This is a genomic window from Mucilaginibacter frigoritolerans, assembly GCF_007830615.1.
In the GTDB taxonomy this organism is placed as follows: Bacteria; Bacteroidota; Bacteroidia; order Sphingobacteriales; family Sphingobacteriaceae; genus Mucilaginibacter; species Mucilaginibacter frigoritolerans.
Genome location: NZ_VLLI01000001.1, coordinates 589681 through 608246, shown reverse-complemented (window position 1 = coordinate 608246; position 18566 = coordinate 589681). Strand labels below are relative to the sequence as shown.

The window sequence follows — 18566 nt, the reverse complement described above, 5'->3', positions numbered from 1 at the left end:
GATTTATCTGGAAAAAACGATCAAACTGGTAGCGGTGATTTATCTGGAAAAAATAATCAAACTGGCAGCGGCGATTTCTCTGGAAAAAACAATCAAACTGGTAGCGGTGACTTAAACTAACTAAGTTTTTTATTTATAGCTTGTTGGCTTTTCTGATTTTTCTTGAAAACAAATTTATCTTTGCCCAAAATCATAATTATGGAGCAAATAAAACAGTATGTAGAGCAACATAAACAACGACTATTAGATGAGTTGTTTGATCTTCTTCGCTTTCCTTCGGTTAGTGCAGATCCAAAATACAAACAAGATATTTTAAAAACTGCAGATTTTGTAGCACAAAAATTTCGTGATGCGGGTGCCGATAAGGTTGAAATTTGTGAAACTGCAGGGAACCCTATTGTATACGGCGAAAAAATAATTGATACTTCAAAACCAACCGTTTTAGTGTACGGTCATTATGATGTACAACCACCAGATCCGTTGGAATTATGGAAAACCCCGCCATTTGAGCCTACTATTCGTGATGGTAAAATATATGCACGTGGGGCATGTGATGATAAGGGCCAGTTTTACATGCATGTTAAAGCTTTTGAATTAATGATGCAAACCAATACGCTACCTTGCAACATAAAATTCATGATAGAAGGTGAAGAAGAAGTTGGCTCATCAAATCTCAGCATTTTTGTAAAAGCAAATAAAGAACGCTTAAAGGCTGACGTCGTATTGATATCTGACACCTCTATGATTAGCATGGAGCATCCATCGTTAGAAACAGGACTACGAGGTCTATCTTATTTAGAAGTTGAAGTTACCGGCCCTAATCGTGATTTGCATTCAGGTGTTTACGGTGGTGCGGTGGCTAACCCAGCTACAATACTGGCAAAAATGATTGCCTCCATGCACGATGAAAATAACCACATCACTATTCCCGGTTTTTATGATAAAGTTATTGATTTAACAGAAGCTGAACGCAAAGCATTAAATGATGCTCCATACGACGAATCTGAATATAAAAAAGACCTGGAAATTGATGAGCTATGGGGCGAAAAAGGTTATACTACATTTGAACGTACAGGTACGCGACCAACACTTGAGGTAAATGGTATTTGGGGAGGCTATATTGGCGAGGGAGCCAAAACAGTTCTGCCTTCAAAAGCGCATGCAAAAATATCTATGAGGTTGGTTCCTAATCAAAGTTCAGAAGAAATAACCAAACTATTTACCGATCACTTTGAAAAGATTGCTCCAAAATCAGTCAAAGTAAAGGTTACTCCCCACCATGGTGGCGAACCTGTGGTTACCCCTACTGATAGCGTTGCTTATCGTGCTGCTCAAAAGGCCATTGCTGAATCATTTGGAAAAGATCCTATCCCGACACGTGGGGGTGGCAGTATCCCAATTGTTGCTTTGTTTGAAGCTGAATTAGGCATTAAAACGGTATTAATGGGCTTTGGATTGGATAGTGATGCATTACATTCACCAAACGAAAAGTACGATATCTACAATTACTACAAAGGAATTGAAACGATCCCATTGTTTCACAAATACTTTGCCGAATTGAGTTAAATATAATTGTCCGGATCAGAATTGAAAACCTGATCCGGATTAAAAAAGTTAAATAGTGATATGCTCACATTTGCTTAAAAACTCTTCATCTGCATCGGCACCAATACCTGCTGCATCATTAATATCCAGCTTATAACCATCATAAACAGCTCCGCCTATACATGGATCTTCCAGATGGCCTAATTTGCAGGTATCCATATCATAAAACTTGATATTAGGACTGGCATAAACAAAATGCAATTTGGCACTTAATGCAATGCGGCTCTCCAGCATCCCCCCCATCATACAGGCAATACCTTTTTCTGCCGCAGTATCATGAATCTTTTTTGCTTCAAATATTCCGCCTGATTTAGCCATTTTTATATTGATATAATGGCAAGAACCGCTATTAATCTGTTTCCGGGCATCGTGATGGTTATAAACACTTTCATCAGCCATAATTTTAACAGGCGAAAGATTCATTAGCTCTGGTAAACGGTCATCATACCAGGTACGCATTGGCTGTTCACAAAACTCAATATCATATTTATCCAAAGCCTGCAAAGCAAATACAGCGTCGTCAAAACTCCATCCCTGGTTAGCATCAATTCTTATGTTCAATTCGCTGCCAATAGTTTCACGAATCATTTTTATCCGTTCAATATCTTCAACTGCATTTTTGCCTAGTTTCACCTTTAAAATATTAGCACCTGATTTTTTAAATGCTGATGCCTTTCCCGCCATAATATCAGGAGAAGCAATTCCAATAGTAATATCCGATTCAACAACTCTTTTCTCTCCCCCCAAAAATTGATATAAAGGTAGCTCTGCATATTTTGCAGAAATGTCATACAAGGCAATATCGAAAGCGCTTTTTATAGTAGTATTGCCCGCTGTAAAATCATGTAATTGTTGCAGGCGACCAACTATGTCAAGGGCATCTTTACCTACCCATAGCCGGGCAAATTCGCGAGCCATTACCAAACAAGTATCCTGTGTTTCCCCAACAATCATTGGGAAAGCAGAGCATTCCCCCACTCCATAAAAACCGGCGCTGGTATGGACTCTTATAAACACATTTTGAGCATTGGCCAAAGTCCCGGTTGCAATGGCAAAAGGTTCCATTGGTATACTAAACCGGTAAATATCAATTTTAGTTATGATGGGTTGCGTCATAGGCGAATTTAATAATTAGGCAGACAAACTTACCATGTTTTAAAAACTTCATAACTCCCTTAAAATAAATTCATTATTTCGAACACAAAAATTTGCATTCCATAACAATTAAATTATATTTGCGTTACTTCATTCAAGTAATTCAAACTTTAGCCTCTATTTCCCGCCTTTCAAGGGAAAAATGTCTGTGCTGATTTTAAAACTTTCATAAAACTGATTAACACATAGCTTAGTAAAACTATGCCCGAACAATTTGATTATAATTCTACCAGGAATAAATTAATCCTGTCTGAATATGGCCGTAACGTGCAAAATATGGTTAAATATATTGTTGCATTACCAACCAAAGAAGAACGTAACCGTTATGCCCAGGTAGTAATTGACCTCATGGGGTTCTTAAACCCACACTTACGTGATGTTGCCGACTTTAAACATAAATTATGGGATCACCTCCATATTATTTCTGATTATCAGATAGATGTTGATTCACCGTATCCCAAACCATCACCAGAGGCTATCCACTTAAAGCCCGAACCTTTAAAATACCCCCATCAGCGTATTAAATACAAACATTATGGTAAAACCATTGAGCTGATGATTGAAAAGGCAAAAAGCATTGAAGAGCCTGAGCGCAAACGCCATATGGTGCAAGCTGTTGCCAATTTTATGAAAATGGCTTATGTACAATGGAATAAAGATTCTGTTACTGACGAGAGTATATTATCAGATCTTTATGCTTTATCAGGTGGTCAGTTAAAGCTGGAAGAAAACATCAATTTAAATAAAATTGAGTACCGTCCAAACACCCATAATAGCAATAACAACCAAAACAACCGCGGACGTACAAACAACAACAATAACCAAAACAATCGCGGACGTACAAATAACAATCCCCGTAATAACAACAATCAAAACCGTAACCGTAATAATAACGGTGGTTCAAAAAAGTATTAATTGTTATTGGCTTATTGTTGGTAGTTCATTGCTCATAACCTAATTTTGGGCATCAAAAAAGTTAGTGGTTAATAGTACAACTGCAAACTAGAAGCTATCAACCATTAAGTGTGAACCATCAACTATGAACTAAACATGAATAACGCATTTGAAATAATCGGCGGCACACCGTTAAAAGGCGAAATTATACCTCAAGGTGCAAAAAATGAGGCTTTGCAAATTCTTTCGGCAGTTTTATTGACCAGCGAAAAAATCACAATCAGTAATATTCCTGATATAAAGGATGTAAATAAACTCATAGAGTTACTAGGTGATATGGGGGTTATTGTTGAACAATTAGCACCTGATACCTATAGTTTTGAAGCCAAAGACATCGATCTTGATTTTTTCCTGTCTGATACCTTTAAAGAAAAAGGCGGAGGATTGAGAGGGTCTATTATGATAGTTGGACCTCTTTTGGCTCGTTTTGGAAAAGCAGCTATTCCAAAACCTGGGGGCGATAAAATAGGCCGACGCCGTTTAGATACGCACTTTCTTGGTTTTGAAAAATTAGGTGCAAAGTTTAATTACGATCCTTCGAACGGCTTTTTCAATGTTGATGCCTCTAACTTAATAGGCACTTATATCCTTTTGGATGAGGCCTCAGTAACCGGTACTGCTAATATTGTTATGGCTGCCGTATTAGCTAAAGGCACTACTACCATTTATAATGCTGCTTGCGAACCTTATTTACAGCAATTATGTAAAATGCTTAATCGCATGGGTGCCAAAATAAGCGGCATAGGCTCAAACCTCTTAACCATTGAAGGTGTTACCCGCCTGGGTGGTACTGAACACCGTTTATTGCCTGATATGATTGAGATTGGTTCATTTATTGGCTTAGCAGCCATGACAGAATCTGAAATCACCATAAAAAACGTCAATTACCCGGAATTGGGAATGATTCCTGATGTTTTCAGACGTTTAGGCATCAAAATGGAATTAAGAGGTGATGATATTTATATCCCGGCACAAAAACATTATGAAATAGATACTTTTATTGACGGTTCAATTATGACCATTGCGGATGCTCCATGGCCGGGATTTACCCCCGATTTACTAAGTATTTGTTTAGTAGTGGCTATACAAGCCAAGGGCTCTGTACTGATTCATCAAAAAATGTTTGAGAGTCGCTTATTTTTTGTAGATAAATTATTGGATATGGGTGCCCAGATCATTTTATGCGATCCGCACCGTGCAACAGTAATTGGCCTGGATAAACAGGTTCAATTACGAGGTATATCAATGACATCTCCTGATATCAGGGCTGGTGTTGCACTATTGATTGCTGCTTTATCAGCCAAAGGAAAATCAACTATTTATAATATTGAACAGATTGAACGTGGCTATCAGCATATTGATAAGCGTTTAATTGCTTTGGGAGCCAATATTAAAAGAATATAAAAAATTGGATTGCAAAGGTTAAAGGCGGAGGGTGAAAAACATTGAAAAACCTTTTGCCTTTAACCTTTTTATCTTTACCCTCAAAAATCAATACCTTTATAAGCAAACCCCATTATAAAATGCCATACAAAAACCGGAGATCAACCTATTCCAGTTTTATACTGATTTTTGTATTGATTAAAGTTTTTTTAAACTTACTGGCAATTGCTCATTTTGGCTTTCATAGGGATGAATTGTTGCATCTTGTATTGGCTGATCACTTAGATTGGGGATATAAAGAAGTACCACCTTTTATAGCCATATTGGCAAAAGTATCATCGGTTATTTTCGGAAATTCAGTTTTTGCAGCACGCATATTCCCAACAATTGCCAGCGGCTTAATAGTTTGGCTCACCGGTTTGATTACAGTGGAATTAGGCGGAAAAAAATTCGCTATTGCCTTGGCGTGTCTGGCCATGATATTTTCACCCGCATTTGCAGCCAGCGGCTATCTTTTTCAACCTGTTGTTTTTGATCAGTTGTGGTGGGTACTGGCTGTTTGGTTATTGGCAAAATACATCAATACTGCTGCAATTAAGTATTTATATATTTTAGGAGTGGCAATTGGTTTTGGAATGTTAACCAAATATTCCATGGCGTTTTTTACCTTTTCCCTGATTTTCGGCTTAGTCATCAGTAAACAACGTAAGCTTTTGTTTAACAGGCATATTATCGGGGCCGCATTGGTTGCTATTCTCATATTTTTGCCTAATCTGATATGGCAGCTACAACATCATTTGCCGGTGATTACCCATATGAAAACCTTGCGAAAAGAACAGCTTGACTTTATTAAGCCATCAGACTTTATTGAGCAAGAATTAACTGTAAATGGTATTGCTCTGTTTGTTTGGCTTACCGGCTTTATATTTTTACTTTTTTCGTTCAGACTACATAAATTCCAATTCCTGGCAATTGCTTTTATACTGATATTTGCTTTTTTACTGGTGATGAACGGTAAAGAATATTATCTGTTTGGTGCATATCCGATGTTATTTGCAGCAGGTGGCTTTGGTTTTGAAAGGTGGCTTAAAACAAGTGGCTATGCGCTGCGTGGTTTGACGATTGCAGTATTCACTCTCCCAAATCTTATTTTGTTTCCGATGGTATTGCCCGTTTTGCCATTAAATACTACCCTGGCATTTTTTCGGTTTGCACATAATAACTTAAATGCTTCAGACTTTTTGGTTACGTGGGAAGACCATAAAACACATAAAACGACACAAGATTACGGCGATATGTTTGGCTGGGATACGATGACAACGCTAGTTAACAAAGCATGGATTCAGCTCACTCCTGAACAACAAAAACACACCCAAATTTATGCCGATAATTATGGTGAGGCCGGCGCGATTCATCACTTTGGCAAACAATATAATTTACCTGATGTGATATCCCTCAACAGCAGTTTCACCCTTTGGGCTCCTGATAATCTGAACGGCCAGTACATTATTTATGTAGATGACAACTACGGCAAAAACATTCAAAAATTGAGCCCCTATGTAGAAAGTTACCGCAAAATAGGCGAAGTAACAGACAGCTTAGCAAGGGAAAAAGGAACCGGCATTTTTCTCCTCGTACATCCTACGCCGCTTTTGAACCAGGTTTATAGAAAAGAACTTTCTGAAAAACGATTGCAATAGTCTATCATAAATAAACTATTACGCTAAAATTCTGTTTTATACTAAGCCAAAATAATAAAGGGTATTATGCTTTAAACGCAACACCCTTTATCTAAACTTTTAATTTGTTTATCAGGCCGATATTGCATTAATAATATCATACTGAGTAATAATTTCAATCTTCCCGTCGTCTTCAACTAAAACGGCAATATTATCCTTATTAATCATTGCCGAAATTCTGTCAATTGACGTATTCAAATCAACAAATGGGAACGGACTAGTAGTGATATTTTTTATCGGTTGAGATTTGATAGATGGGTTTTCTATTAGTGAATTCAAAATATCACTTTCTGTAATCTTACCAATCACCATTCCTTTTTGCGTTACAGGAATTTGGGAGATATTAAGCGATTTAATGGTATTTATAGCTTCCAGGACAGTTTTTTCGCAATCAATGGTAACAATCTGTGTATTTTCCTTTTTTTGGATGATATGGCGTGCTGTAAGCCTTTCATCCTTTAAAAACCCGCGGTCGCGCAACCAGTCATCATTATACATTTTCCCCATATATCGTGACCCGTGATCTGGAAAAATAATCACTACTACATCCCCTTCTTTAAATCTATCCTTCATCTGCAACACACCGGCAACAGCAGATCCGGTTGAGTTACCTGCAAAAATACCTTCCTTGCGCGCTATTTCGCGGGTCATTAGGGCCGCATCCTTGTCAGTTACTTTTTCAAAATGGTCTATAAGGCTAAAATCAACATTTTGTGGTAAAAAGTCTTCCCCAATACCTTCGGTGATATATGGATATATCTCATTCTTATCCATAATACCAGTTTCTTTATATTTTTTAAAGACAGAACCATAAGTATCTATACCTAAAACTTGTATAGCCGGATTTTTTTCTTTAAGATATTTAGCAGTGCCTGATATCGTACCTCCTGTACCTACACCTGCAACCAAATGGGTAATTTTTCCTTCAGTTTGCTCCCAAATTTCAGGGCCGGTTTGCTCATAGTGGGCTACAGAATTGGACAAATTATCATATTGATTAGGTTTCCATGAGTTAGGTACTTCGCGCTCCAAACGAGTTGAAACAGAATAATATGAACGAGGGTCTTCCGGTTCAACATTGGTAGGGCAAACAATTACTTCTGCACCAAAGGCACGCAGAGCATCAAATTTTTCTTTTGATTGTTTATCAGTACTGGTAAAAATACATTTGTATCCTTTTATTACGGCTGCTATCGCTAATCCCATACCAGTATTTCCTGATGTACCTTCAATAATAGTTCCACCGGGTTTAAGCTTGCCACTTTTCTCTGCATCCTCAATCATTTTAAGAGCCATCCTGTCCTTAATTGAGTTACCGGGATTAGTGGTTTCTATCTTGGCTAAAACCGTAGCCTGAATATCTTTAGTTACCTTGTTTAACTTAACCATTGGCGTATTGCCAACAGTCTCCAATATATTGTTATACCACATAAATTAAAAGTCTACAAATCCTGTATACTAAGAAGGATTATAATTCAAAATTAGCTTTCTTATTTGTATAATCCTTATTTTTTTGTTGACAAGACCTATTAAATTCACCTTAAAAAATCAAATGCTTAACCGTCAATCCATTATTAATCAATTGCTTTAATGATTCAATACCAATATGCAAATGGGTTTCCACAAATTGAGCCGTTACACTCGAGTCGCTTTCGGCTGTCTTTACACCTTCAGGAATCATTGGCTGGTCTGATACCAACAATAATGCTCCTGTTGGAATTTTATTGGCAAAACCCGTAGTAAATATGGTTGCTGTTTCCATATCAACAGCCATTGCCCTAAGCTCTTTAAGGTACTGTTTAAATTTCTTATCATGCTCCCATACCCTGCGGTTGGTTGTATAACAAGTTCCTGTCCAATAATCGCGGCCATAATCTCTGATGGTAGTTGATATGGCTTTCTGCAATGCGAATGCCGGCAAAGCAGGTACTTCCGGTGGTAAATAATCATTTGACGTACCTTCGCCCCTTATGGCGGCAATAGGTAAAATTAAATCTCCAACCTGATTCTTCTTTTTTAAGCCGCCGCACTTACCTAAAAAAATTACAGCTTTTGGATGAATGGCCGTAAGCAAATCCATTATAGTAGCTGCAACCGAGCTTCCCATACCAAAGTTAATAATAGTAATTCCGTTAGCCGTTACACTTTGCATGGGTTTATCCAAACCTACTACAGGCGCATTATCATTCCATTCGGAGAAAAGCTGAATGTATTTAGAAAAATTGGTAAGTATGATGTACTGCCCAAAGTCGGCCAGATTACGCCCGGTATAACGGGGCAGCCAATTGGTAACAATTGCATCTTTAGTTTTCAGGCCTGATCTTACCGGGCTTTGCACTTCTTTTATTCTCTTTTCCAGGCTTTGGTCTTCTTTTTTCACATCCAAATGTTCATTCATGATAAAATATTTTAGGTCATTTTTATTTAATTATTTCTCTTATCAGGAGAATTGCTGGTATACAACAAACCCCGGCGTTAACCAGGGTTTATCATTATAACAAATATAAGTTTCTGGCTACATGCTTAAAGTTAAGCTACCTTTAATTTTTTAAGGTCCGATTTTTCAAACTTTTCGTGCGCATAATCCAAAGTCACGTTCAAACGTTTTACATCTTTTTTTGATGGAAACTCAAACATAGCATCAATCATTATAGCCTCACATATTGAACGTAAGCCGCGGGCACCCAGTTTAAATTCTACTGCTTTATCAACAATAAAATCAAGCACTTCTGCATCAAAATCAAGCTTTACGCCTTCGTACTCAAACAATTTCTTGTATTGCTTAAGCAGGGAGTTTTTAGGCTCGGTTAAGATGTTATGTAATGCTTCCCTATCCAAAGGATTCAAATAGGTCAGTATCGGTAAACGGCCAATCAATTCAGGAATTAAGCCAAATGATTTTAAATCCTGTGGCGTAATGTATCTGTACAAGTTTTTCAAATCAACTTCGCCATCATCACGCTTCATTTTGTAGCCCACTGTTTGGGTACGCAAACGATTGGCAATTTTTCTTTCAATACCATCAAATGCACCTCCGCAAATAAACAAGATGTTGTTGGTATTAACGGTTATCATTTTTTGATCAGGGTGCTTACGACCTCCCTGTGGTGGCACGTTAACCATTGTACCTTCCAATATCTTTAGTAAAGCCTGTTGTACACCTTCGCCTGATACGTCACGCGTAATAGAAGCATTATCGCTTTTACGGGCAATCTTATCTACCTCATCAATATAAACAATACCACGCTCGGCAGTTGCAACGTCGTAGTCAGCTGATTGAAGCAAACGCGTCAGGATACTTTCCACATCCTCCCCTACATAACCAGCTTCAGTTAATACCGTAGCATCGCAAATGCAGAAAGGAACGTTTAATATTTTGGCAAGCGTTTTTGCAAGTAAGGTTTTACCAGTACCTGTTTCGCCCACCATAATAATGTTAGATTTTTCAATCTCTACCTCATCTTTGTCAATCCGTTGATTTAAGCGTTTGTAATGGTTATATACCGCAACAGACAAAATCTTTTTAGCATCATCCTGGCCAATAACATATTGATCAAGATGGGCCTTTATTTCGGCAGGTTTTAAAGCAGCAGGAGTGGCAGGAGAAGTTTTAACTTTTCTTACTTTGAGTTCTTCGGCTAATATTTCATTGGCCTGGTTAACACACTTATCGCAAATATGTGCATCAAGCCCGGCTATCAACATCAGGGAATCCTGTTTACCCGCTCCACAAAACGAACACCTGATTTCCTTGCTGTTTTTATTCATCTGTTTTATTTTTGATAATCAAAGTTAATGATTTGTTGTTAAATTAAAAAGCCTTAAGCCCATGATCCTGAGTCTAAAGTCGATTTAAGACTATAAACTCAGGTTATGGGACTAACTAATAAATTAACTTTTTGTTTTATTTCCTCTTAAAATCTCATCAACCATACCAAATTCTTTAGCTTCTTCAGCTATCATCCAATGATCACGATCTGAAGCATCCCAAACTTTTTCATATGGGGCACCACTGTGGTCAGCAATGATCTGGTATAGCTCTTTTTTCAGCTTGGTTATTTCATGATAAGTAATTTCGATATCTGATTGTTGGCCCTGTGCACCGCCTGATGGCTGGTGAATCATTACCCTTGCATGTGGTAATGCTGCCCTTTTACCTGCTGCACCTGCACATAAAAGTACTGCACCCATTGAGGCTGCCATACCAGTACAAATTGTTGCTACATCATTTGAAATAAATTGCATGGTATCATAAATTCCTAATCCGGCATAAACCGAGCCACCAGGTGAATTGATATAAATCTGGATATCGCGTTTACTATCAGCTGACTGAAGAAAAAGCAACTGAGCCTGGATAATGTTTGCAATATTTTCATAAATCGCATCTCCCAGGAAAATAATACGATCCATCATTAAGCGGGAAAACACGTCCATCTGTGCCACATTTAGCTGGCGCTCTTCAATAATATAAGGCGTCATGCTGGTTGGAAGGCTGCTGCTTTCAACACGTGAAATAAATTTATCTACATAAATGCTGTTAATACGGTGATGTTTTACAGCGTACTTTCTGAATTCGTTTTTATCAATGTTACTGCTCATGATTTTGTTTTTGTTAATGTGCGGAATTTACCCGCGTTAAATATAGTTTTTACTTGAATACTTTTTTTACCAGAAAGTTTATAAAAAGTAAATTTATTTGGTGAGGGAAATCCAAGGAAGATTAAAAAGTAGTAGAAGAGAAGATGGGCGGCAGGCTAATTTCAACTTTGCTGCTTAAACTAAAACATATTAAATATAAGTCAAAAGCTTTTAAATAAGTAAGCCGGAATATCTATAAAATAAATATTCTACTTTTTAGATATTCCGACTTACGGTCTTTCGGATTTAAAAGAAACTATGCTTTTACTAAATCGCTAAATTCAGAATATAATATTTCTTTTTTATCTAAAGTAATTGCACTTTTTAAGTAATCAAATACTCTTAAAGCTTTTACTTCTTCAAATATTTTATTTGCGTTCTCTTTAGTTTGCAGATATTGAACAGTATACTGGCCTAATTGCTCATCGCTTAAAGGCTGTGGGCTATACATTCTGAATTGCTGATCTAAACGTATTTTGGCCAATTCAAAAACTTCCTCATACTGAATTTCAATCTTATTGTCTCTGATGATTTTATTCTCAATCAATGTCCATTTAAGGTTTTGAGCAAAATCACTGTAGCCACCTTGTAATTCTTCTTCGCTAAGCTTTTCGTTTGTTGCTTTTAACCAACGTTTCAAAAACGCGTCAGGCAATTCAAAATTAACTTTGCTTAAGCTATATTTGTACATATCATCCTGCAACTTGCGTTCTGAATCCTGTACCATCATACTTTCAAGCTCTTCAGTAATTTTTGTTCTGAATTCCTCTTCGGTAGTTACTGTACCTTCACCAAATAATTTGTCAAAGAACTCCTGGTTTAAATCACTTTCTTCTAAACGATTAACATTTTTAACAGTTAAGCGGAAATTTGATTTTAAATCGGCTGCTGCATCTTCTTCTATTTTCAATAAACCTGCAACTTTAGCTGCATCGTTATCAAAAGCTTTCTGAATATCGAACACTAACTCATCGCCCTTTTTCAAACCAATTAATGATGCTTTAATAGCTTCATCTTTGATCTGATCTAAACGAACTGATGCCGTATTGGTAATGCCATCCTCAAAAACAGAACCATCTGGTGAAAGTTGAGTTAATTCTGCATAAAGCACATCATCATCTGCCGATACGTCAGGATTTGTCATTTTGCCATAGCTTCGGCGGATATTTTTTATTCTTGACGCTAAAGTATCAGGATCAATTTTTATTACATATTGGGTTAACTTATCATCTGCCGAGAAAGAGATGTCAAATGCAGGAGCTAAACCAACTTCATAATTAAACTCAAAATTATCAGCAAAATCCCAGTTATATTCTCTTTCATCTCCTGGTTTCGGCAATGGCTGGCCTAAAACTTCCAGTTGTTCATCTTCCAAATATTTGTTTAATGTATCAGAAAGCATGTTGTTGATTTCATCAACCAGAATACTTTTTCCATACATTTTTTTTATGTGTGATGCAGGCACCATTCCCGCACGAAATCCTGGGATTTTAGCTTTCTTAGCATGATCCTTTATAGCTTTATCAACGCGTGGCTGATAATCTGCAGCATCAATATTGATCTTTACAACAGCATTCAGGTTATCAATCTTTTCCTGTGAAATATTCATCTTTTTACCGGTATTTAAACTTAAATAAACTAGCAGGATGCGCGGATAAAATTACCGCCTGCTTTTGGAGGGGCAAAGGTATGAAAAAAGTATTAAAGTTTGAAAAGGCGGAAAGATAGGTAGTGTCTCAGTTTGAATTTATTTAAGCCAATAACCTGTTATTGCACTAATAATTGAACATGGTAAAGTTTTTGATTGCTCATTTTTTTCTATCAATAAATAAAAGCTTATTGCTAACAATATAAAGGTCACAATGATTCGCATTACAACCCTGGTTTTATCTTCGTGTGAATACGTAGAACGTCTTGCCCTTTTTAAAGTAGATTTACCTTTAATCGATTTATCAAATGGCTCTAAAGATAATTCCTCATCTGTAGATAATACCTTAATTGTTTCTCGGATAGTAGTTCCAAAAAAATGAATTTTTCTATAAATGTGAGCCATATTGTAAAAGATTTTAGGTTAATAAAAAAGCCACTTGTTAGGTGGCTTAAATGTATGAATAAGTTACTGTAAATTAATCTGCTAACCTTACAATATCTTCGATGCTCATTACATCTTTAGTCAATCCTGCTTCCATTGCGGGGGTTACCCTTAATGTTTTATGGATTTTTGCGAAGTTGTAATAAACAAAGTGTAAAGCGATAGCATGACAATGGTTTTCCATCTTCTTAGAAAAAGCATTTGTTAAGCGGGTGAACCTACGCATGTGCATACGCATGGTTAAGTTTTGTCTTTCTACATAAGATGTTGATACATTTTCAGCAAGGGGCTTGCCTATAATACGTTTCTTATCAAAACCTGTACAATCACCGGGGCTATACTTGCGCTCTGTTTGATTTGTACCCGCCGGTTCACCGTAAATTTTTATAAGCATAGCATAATCAATCTTTGAGCCGAACGCATCAGGCACGGCGTTTAAATAGGCTTTATGTCCATCTGTCGTTAATTGTACACGATTATTTAAACGGCTTTTAACGTCTTTCATAAATTCGTATCCCGTTTGAGCATCCCTGTTACCAACAAAGTAAGAAACAATCATTTTGCTATCAGCATCAATAGCAGTCCAAGTCCAAACATCACCCGCACCCTCAACTGGTGCAATCGCATCTTCTACATTTTTTTGTTTAGCGTAAACGAAGCTCCAAATTTCATCAGCCTCTATACGGGTGGATTTAAGGCCATGCACAGTTTCATCGTGGAAATTTTGGCAAGCCTTACCAGTATCAACCAACAATTTTGTAACTGTATTGATGCTTACATCTGCTATTCTTGAAGCAGCACGTAAACTCATACCCTCAACTAACATGTTGATGATTTGTACTTTTTTGGCTATTGGTAACTTATTCATACACAAAGATAATGATTTATTTCATCTGTCAAGCATAAAAATCATTTTAATATTTTTAATTGTAAAACTACAATTTTTTTGTGAATTTAATTTGCAGTTGTGTGTATAAAGCCGTATTTTTGATATTGTAATACTACAATAAAAGATATATGCTAAGTGGAAACGATCATGATTTTGCTAATGAGATAATAAGCAGATTACAATCAGCCGAAACACTGACTGATCTTTTTGAGAAAAGAATAAGCGAATTGAATATTACTCCTACAAATGCTTTAGAAATTTTAGAGATAGAGTATAGAGCGTTGCAGGGCATTTTAACCGCAACCAACAAAAGGGTGGATTATACCAATTTCCCTAAGCTTGCGAGTTTTTTAAAGATATCCAAAGAAAGAGTTTTCAGTCTTTATTTAAATCAGTTAGAAATTAATTTCCCCGAAAATACCAGTTCGTATCCTCAAAATAAAATAGATTTTATCAACTCAAATTTTGATTTGGTTACATTACGAAAGGCTGGATTTATACAAAGTATCACCGACTATAAGCATATAGAAGAAAAAATAGTTGGCAGATATGGTCTAAAAACCATATTTGAATATCGATTACCTCCAAATGAGATTGCTTTCAGTGCGGGTTTAATTAAACCCAAAAACACTTATACTCGTGCCTTTTGGGTCAACGAAGCAAAAGAGGTGTTTGAAGAAATTGATAATCCCAATGATTATGATAGAGATGGCCTCATAAAATATTTTCCTGAAATAAGATGGCAGACTACGGATGTGGATAAAGGTCTTCTATGTATAATAAGGGACTTATATAAACTTGGTGTAACTGTTATATATCAATCTCCGTTTGAGAACCTTCATTTAAGAGGTGCTACGATGAAAGTCAATGGAAAGCCCTGTGTTGTGCTAACCGATTACAAAGGCTTTTACGCCACAATTTTCTTTGGGTTGTGTCATGAATTATCTCATGTTCTGTTTGACCTGGATGATTTAAAACACGCTCACATTTCGGACGGGGAAACACACGATTTTTCGCTTGATGAAAAAGAAAAAGAGGCTAATGATTTTTCACGCGAATATTTATTTTCTACCGATAAATTAAAACAAGTAAGGCCTTATTTAAATGATACTGCTTTTGTTAAAGGATATGCTGAACAAAATCAAGTTCATGCCAGCTTAATATACACATTCAACGCTTTTGACAAGGGGGATGATAGAAAGGCCTGGGCAAGGGCACAAAAGAATAATCCCTTATCTTTTAAAGACATGGTTAGTAAAATAGAAAATCCGTGGAAAGATGGGAAGTTAATTTCAGAACATGTTAAATTTCTTAGGAGTGAATATAATTTATACAATTGATGGAAAATAAAATTACTACAACTGCACAACAGGAGTTATTTAACAAATTAGATGATAGAGAGGCTATTCTTGGATTTGTTAAAAAAGAAGCCGATGACAAAGCTGAAAGAGCTTTAGCAAAAAAGGCTTTTTTCAGAAAAGAGCGTATTGAACTGACCGGTGGCGGACATACTTCTATTGAAGAAGAACAAGAAGCATATAAAAAATTTATCGCTGAAAATGAATATGACTATGACCCTCAGTATCGCGAGTACATACCAACGTTTAATAAGTTAATGGGTTGGTCAGAGGAAATTACACGTAGGTTCAGTAAACCTAAGGTTGCACCGGATACCATTAACCAATGTATTTACGACAGATTTGGTAAAGGGTTCTTAAATTACGTCGGGGTTAAAAATAAATTCGTCAAGCATTCTATGAGGAGAAGAACCAAGCATTATAAATTATTAAACCATGAAGGCATTATGAAATTAGCTGGTTTTATAGAAGATGCAGTTGGTTTAATGAATAAGAGCAAAAATTATTATGAGTTTAGGATGAAACATAGCGAACTATTCGGAACTCATTTTCAACCTGAACTATTTAAAGAATATATTTAATCTTTTCTCCACCTTTTTTCAGCTGCTTTTTTAGCTATTTCTGAACGTTGTTCAGCAGTCAGACTATTTGCCCGTGCTTTCCCACCAACGAGGCCACCCAATCTGCCTTTTACTGGCTCATTAGATTTCTTTTCTTTATTTATATCTTCGGTTTCACCTGTTGCTGCATCTGTAATAAATTTTGCCAACTGGTTTATATCCTTTTTTGCCATAAGACAAAACTAATTATAAGTTGTCAAGCATAAAAATAAAATAAATTCAAACTGAGACACTACCGAAAGATAGAAAGTTATCGGTAATTCCCTTTAATCTATAATTATTTACTTGTTTACTACTTTATTATTAACCGGCTTTATGGTTCGCAGGTAAGTGTAAATAGACTTAAGATCACTTTCACTCATTCCACCGTAATCGTACCAGGGCATAATGGTTTGAGCGTTTGAAGCATTTATGCCTGGAGCTTTTGATGGGTTATTGAAAGTCTTAAACCTGGCAACAAAAACCTCTCTTGTCCAATTACCGATGCCTGTATTTTTATCAGGGGTGATGTTTGCTGATTTTATAATTTTGCCATTTACCATGTATTCATGCCCACCAGCAAACTCAAGCCCGGGAATTATTTTTCCATTATTATCCTGCGAATGGCATTCCATACAAGCAGCGGAACGGGTCAGATATTCTCCATATTTTAAAGTATCTGATTTTGCAGGCAACTCTCTCAACTCAGCTTTTTGAGGCATGGTATATACCAGTATATTAAGTGGGAAATTAAGTTTTGCTTTAGGATAGCTTGTTTTAATACTTTTTAAAGTACGTAAATAAGCAATAATGGAGTACACATCTTCCCTGTTCATTTTTGAATAATATGGCCATGGCATTAGGGGGAATATAGCTGAGCCATTTTTACGGACTCCTGCTGTTATAGCACGGAAAATTTCTCCATCTGTCCAGCTTTTTAAATTATAAGGAGTAATATTGGGTACACTTACATCACCCGGAAAACCGACTTTTTCATCAAAAACTTCACCCCCCTCTCCTATCAAACCATTGGTTACCGGTCCTGCAAATTTCGACCAATCCCGTTGCGAATGGCAATCTGTACATAAAGCAACATGATTAGCCAGATACTCACCCCGTGCAATTCTTTGGGGTGTTAAAGACACATGAATGTCTTCAGGCTTACCGACATCAGGCAACGCTAAAACAATATAAGAAACGCCAATAGTTATTAACACAATTAATGAAAGGATTACAATAGCTATCCACTTTCCTATTTGTTTCATGATAAAGTACCGGTTGAGTAAAACGACAATAATTTATAAATTATAATTGAGATACAAAAGATTACAACGCAAAAAAGCCACTTTTTTCAAAACGGCTTAACTATTATATCTAAAAAATTATTTATTAATTGATTTTCTCAACAGATGAGGCACCGGATTTATCGTTAGTGATAGAAGGATTCCCTTTATACTTTACGTTGGATGCTCCGCTTGAGTGAATCGCTAATGTTTTTAAAACATTTACTTCTGATTCTCCAACACCGGATGAAGATATGGTACAGTCGCCAACAACAAAATCTAACGCGTAAACTTTCCCGCTGCCACTCAAGTCAACATTCAGAGAAGATGCCTGGCCCTTTAAATTGAACTCAGTAGCGCCACTGCCGGAAGCATTAACATTGGCAGCAGTTAGATCCATGGTTATTTTAGTAGCACCCGATAATTTAAAACGCAGGTCCTGTGTTTTAATCTTACCATCAGATTCCAGTTCAACAGCTCCGGAGCCTTTTATTTCTTCCAGGTTTTTCACTCCTATTAAAATGGTCATTTCACCAGAGTTGCAAATATTTTTTTTGGTATAAATCTTTAATCTGCTACCGGTAATTTCTGTCTTAATATATTTTAACAGGTTATCATCGGCAGTAATATTTAAGGTATTTGAGCTATCCTGTTTTAAAACAACCTTAAACCCACCCGATATGCTAAGTTTACTAAAATCAGCTACCTTACGGGTTTCAGATGCCTGTTTACCTGAACCATGTACACAATTAAACATACATGCAGATAAACTACTGATCAGCACACCGGCAAAGAGCATTCCTATTATTAAATGTATCCGTTTCATTTTTTTATTTGTTTGACTATTAGTGAATAAGTTAAGTTACATCAA

17 protein-coding genes are annotated in these 18566 nt (G+C 36.5%); 6 read left to right on the top strand and 11 right to left on the bottom strand.

The annotated features are described in order from the left end of the window. The first annotated feature begins 198 nt into the window (after positions 1 to 198). Entirely contained in the window at positions 199 to 1566 is a 1368-nt protein-coding gene (locus JN11_RS02565) for a dipeptidase (RefSeq protein ID WP_144909312.1), read from the top strand. A gap of 48 nt (positions 1567 to 1614) precedes the next feature. On the opposite strand, the gene JN11_RS02560 is transcribed toward JN11_RS02565, so the two are convergent. Continuing rightward, positions 1615 to 2721 carry a mandelate racemase/muconate lactonizing enzyme family protein gene (locus JN11_RS02560; RefSeq protein ID WP_144909310.1) on the bottom strand — a complete coding sequence of 369 codons (1107 nt, stop codon included), beginning with the start codon at positions 2719 to 2721 and terminating at the stop codon, positions 1615 to 1617. Between the two features lie 240 nt (positions 2722 to 2961). On the opposite strand from JN11_RS02560, the gene JN11_RS02555 reads away from it, so the two are divergent. The 3 genes from JN11_RS02555 to JN11_RS02545 all read left to right on the top strand — a co-directional run bounded on the left by JN11_RS02555 (position 2962) and on the right by JN11_RS02545 (position 6797). Further along, positions 2962 to 3675 carry a DUF4290 domain-containing protein gene (locus tag JN11_RS02555; RefSeq protein ID WP_144909308.1) on the top strand — a complete coding sequence of 238 codons (714 nt, stop codon included), beginning with the start codon at positions 2962 to 2964 and terminating at the stop codon, positions 3673 to 3675. 135 nt (positions 3676 to 3810) lie between these two features. Then, positions 3811 to 5118, top strand: a complete 1308-nt coding sequence (murA, locus tag JN11_RS02550) for a UDP-N-acetylglucosamine 1-carboxyvinyltransferase (RefSeq protein ID WP_144909305.1) — start codon at positions 3811 to 3813, stop codon at positions 5116 to 5118. Between the two features lie 119 nt (positions 5119 to 5237). Continuing rightward, positions 5238 to 6797, top strand: a complete 1560-nt coding sequence (locus tag JN11_RS02545; RefSeq protein ID WP_144909303.1) for an ArnT family glycosyltransferase — start codon at positions 5238 to 5240, stop codon at positions 6795 to 6797. Positions 6798 to 6908: 111 nt separating this feature from the next. Here the strand turns inward: JN11_RS02545 and JN11_RS02540 are convergent, their stop codons facing one another. The 7 genes from JN11_RS02540 to JN11_RS02510 all read right to left on the bottom strand — a co-directional run bounded on the left by JN11_RS02540 (position 6909) and on the right by JN11_RS02510 (position 14434). Continuing rightward, a complete protein-coding gene (locus tag JN11_RS02540) occupies positions 6909 to 8267 on the bottom strand; it encodes a cystathionine beta-synthase (protein WP_144909302.1) in 1359 nt (452 codons plus the stop codon). A gap of 109 nt (positions 8268 to 8376) precedes the next feature. After that, on the bottom strand, positions 8377 to 9234 hold the full coding sequence (locus JN11_RS02535) for an AMP nucleosidase (RefSeq protein WP_144909300.1): 858 nt from the start codon (positions 9232 to 9234) through the stop codon (positions 8377 to 8379). Positions 9235 to 9365: 131 nt separating this feature from the next. Then, positions 9366 to 10604: an ATP-dependent Clp protease ATP-binding subunit ClpX gene (clpX, locus tag JN11_RS02530; RefSeq protein ID WP_144909298.1), complete on the bottom strand. Its 1239-nt coding sequence runs from the start codon at positions 10602 to 10604 to the stop codon at positions 9366 to 9368. A 123-nt stretch (positions 10605 to 10727) separates the two neighbouring features. Beyond that, complete coding sequence (gene clpP / locus JN11_RS02525; RefSeq protein ID WP_144909296.1) at positions 10728 to 11435, bottom strand: ATP-dependent Clp endopeptidase proteolytic subunit ClpP; 708 nt, start codon at positions 11433 to 11435, stop codon at positions 10728 to 10730. 295 nt (positions 11436 to 11730) lie between these two features. Beyond that, a complete protein-coding gene (tig, locus tag JN11_RS02520) occupies positions 11731 to 13083 on the bottom strand; it encodes a trigger factor (protein ID WP_144909294.1) in 1353 nt (450 codons plus the stop codon). A gap of 138 nt (positions 13084 to 13221) precedes the next feature. After that, complete coding sequence (locus JN11_RS02515) at positions 13222 to 13527, bottom strand: hypothetical protein (protein WP_144909292.1); 306 nt, start codon at positions 13525 to 13527, stop codon at positions 13222 to 13224. A 73-nt stretch (positions 13528 to 13600) separates the two neighbouring features. Next, positions 13601 to 14434, bottom strand: a complete 834-nt coding sequence (locus tag JN11_RS02510; RefSeq protein ID WP_144909291.1) for a DDE-type integrase/transposase/recombinase — start codon at positions 14432 to 14434, stop codon at positions 13601 to 13603. A gap of 149 nt (positions 14435 to 14583) precedes the next feature. Between JN11_RS02510 and JN11_RS02505 the strand changes: the two genes are divergently transcribed. Beyond that, positions 14584 to 15795: an ImmA/IrrE family metallo-endopeptidase gene (locus JN11_RS02505; RefSeq protein ID WP_144909289.1), complete on the top strand. Its 1212-nt coding sequence runs from the start codon at positions 14584 to 14586 to the stop codon at positions 15793 to 15795. Further along, on the top strand, positions 15795 to 16394 hold the full coding sequence (locus JN11_RS02500; RefSeq protein ID WP_144909287.1) for a P63C domain-containing protein: 600 nt from the start codon (positions 15795 to 15797) through the stop codon (positions 16392 to 16394). The genes JN11_RS02505 and JN11_RS02500 overlap by 1 nt, the downstream gene beginning before the upstream one ends. Here the strand turns inward: JN11_RS02500 and JN11_RS02495 are convergent. From JN11_RS02495 to JN11_RS02485, 3 genes are all read right to left on the bottom strand, one after another. After that, positions 16391 to 16606 carry a histone H1 gene (locus tag JN11_RS02495; protein ID WP_144909285.1) on the bottom strand — a complete coding sequence of 72 codons (216 nt, stop codon included), beginning with the start codon at positions 16604 to 16606 and terminating at the stop codon, positions 16391 to 16393. The two genes, JN11_RS02500 and JN11_RS02495, sit on opposite strands and share 4 nt — an antisense overlap. Positions 16607 to 16714: 108 nt before the next feature. Next, the gene (locus JN11_RS02490; protein WP_144909283.1) at positions 16715 to 17677 is read right to left on the bottom strand and encodes a c-type cytochrome; all 963 of its coding nucleotides are present in this window, start codon (positions 17675 to 17677) and stop codon (positions 16715 to 16717) included. A 124-nt stretch (positions 17678 to 17801) separates the two neighbouring features. Beyond that, positions 17802 to 18521, bottom strand: a complete 720-nt coding sequence (locus tag JN11_RS02485; protein WP_144909282.1) for a head GIN domain-containing protein — start codon at positions 18519 to 18521, stop codon at positions 17802 to 17804. Positions 18522 to 18566: the final 45 nt, after the last annotated feature.

Coding starts and splice junctions, on each gene's coding strand:
- JN11_RS02565 (WP_144909312.1), top strand. CDS start 199: ATGGAGCAAATAAAACAGTATGTAGAGCAACATAAACAACGACTATTA.
- JN11_RS02560 (WP_144909310.1), bottom strand. CDS start 2,721: ATGACGCAACCCATCATAACTAAAATTGATATTTACCGGTTTAGTATA.
- JN11_RS02555 (WP_144909308.1), top strand. CDS start 2,962: ATGCCCGAACAATTTGATTATAATTCTACCAGGAATAAATTAATCCTG.
- murA (WP_144909305.1), top strand. CDS start 3,811: ATGAATAACGCATTTGAAATAATCGGCGGCACACCGTTAAAAGGCGAA.
- JN11_RS02545 (WP_144909303.1), top strand. CDS start 5,238: ATGCCATACAAAAACCGGAGATCAACCTATTCCAGTTTTATACTGATT.
- JN11_RS02540 (WP_144909302.1), bottom strand. CDS start 8,267: ATGTGGTATAACAATATATTGGAGACTGTTGGCAATACGCCAATGGTT.
- JN11_RS02535 (WP_144909300.1), bottom strand. CDS start 9,234: ATGAATGAACATTTGGATGTGAAAAAAGAAGACCAAAGCCTGGAAAAG.
- clpX (WP_144909298.1), bottom strand. CDS start 10,604: ATGAATAAAAACAGCAAGGAAATCAGGTGTTCGTTTTGTGGAGCGGGT.
- clpP (WP_144909296.1), bottom strand. CDS start 11,435: ATGAGCAGTAACATTGATAAAAACGAATTCAGAAAGTACGCTGTAAAA.
- tig (WP_144909294.1), bottom strand. CDS start 13,083: ATGAATATTTCACAGGAAAAGATTGATAACCTGAATGCTGTTGTAAAG.
- JN11_RS02515 (WP_144909292.1), bottom strand. CDS start 13,527: ATGGCTCACATTTATAGAAAAATTCATTTTTTTGGAACTACTATCCGA.
- JN11_RS02510 (WP_144909291.1), bottom strand. CDS start 14,434: ATGAATAAGTTACCAATAGCCAAAAAAGTACAAATCATCAACATGTTA.
- JN11_RS02505 (WP_144909289.1), top strand. CDS start 14,584: ATGCTAAGTGGAAACGATCATGATTTTGCTAATGAGATAATAAGCAGA.
- JN11_RS02500 (WP_144909287.1), top strand. CDS start 15,795: ATGGAAAATAAAATTACTACAACTGCACAACAGGAGTTATTTAACAAA.
- JN11_RS02495 (WP_144909285.1), bottom strand. CDS start 16,606: ATGGCAAAAAAGGATATAAACCAGTTGGCAAAATTTATTACAGATGCA.
- JN11_RS02490 (WP_144909283.1), bottom strand. CDS start 17,677: ATGAAACAAATAGGAAAGTGGATAGCTATTGTAATCCTTTCATTAATT.
- JN11_RS02485 (WP_144909282.1), bottom strand. CDS start 18,521: ATGAAACGGATACATTTAATAATAGGAATGCTCTTTGCCGGTGTGCTG.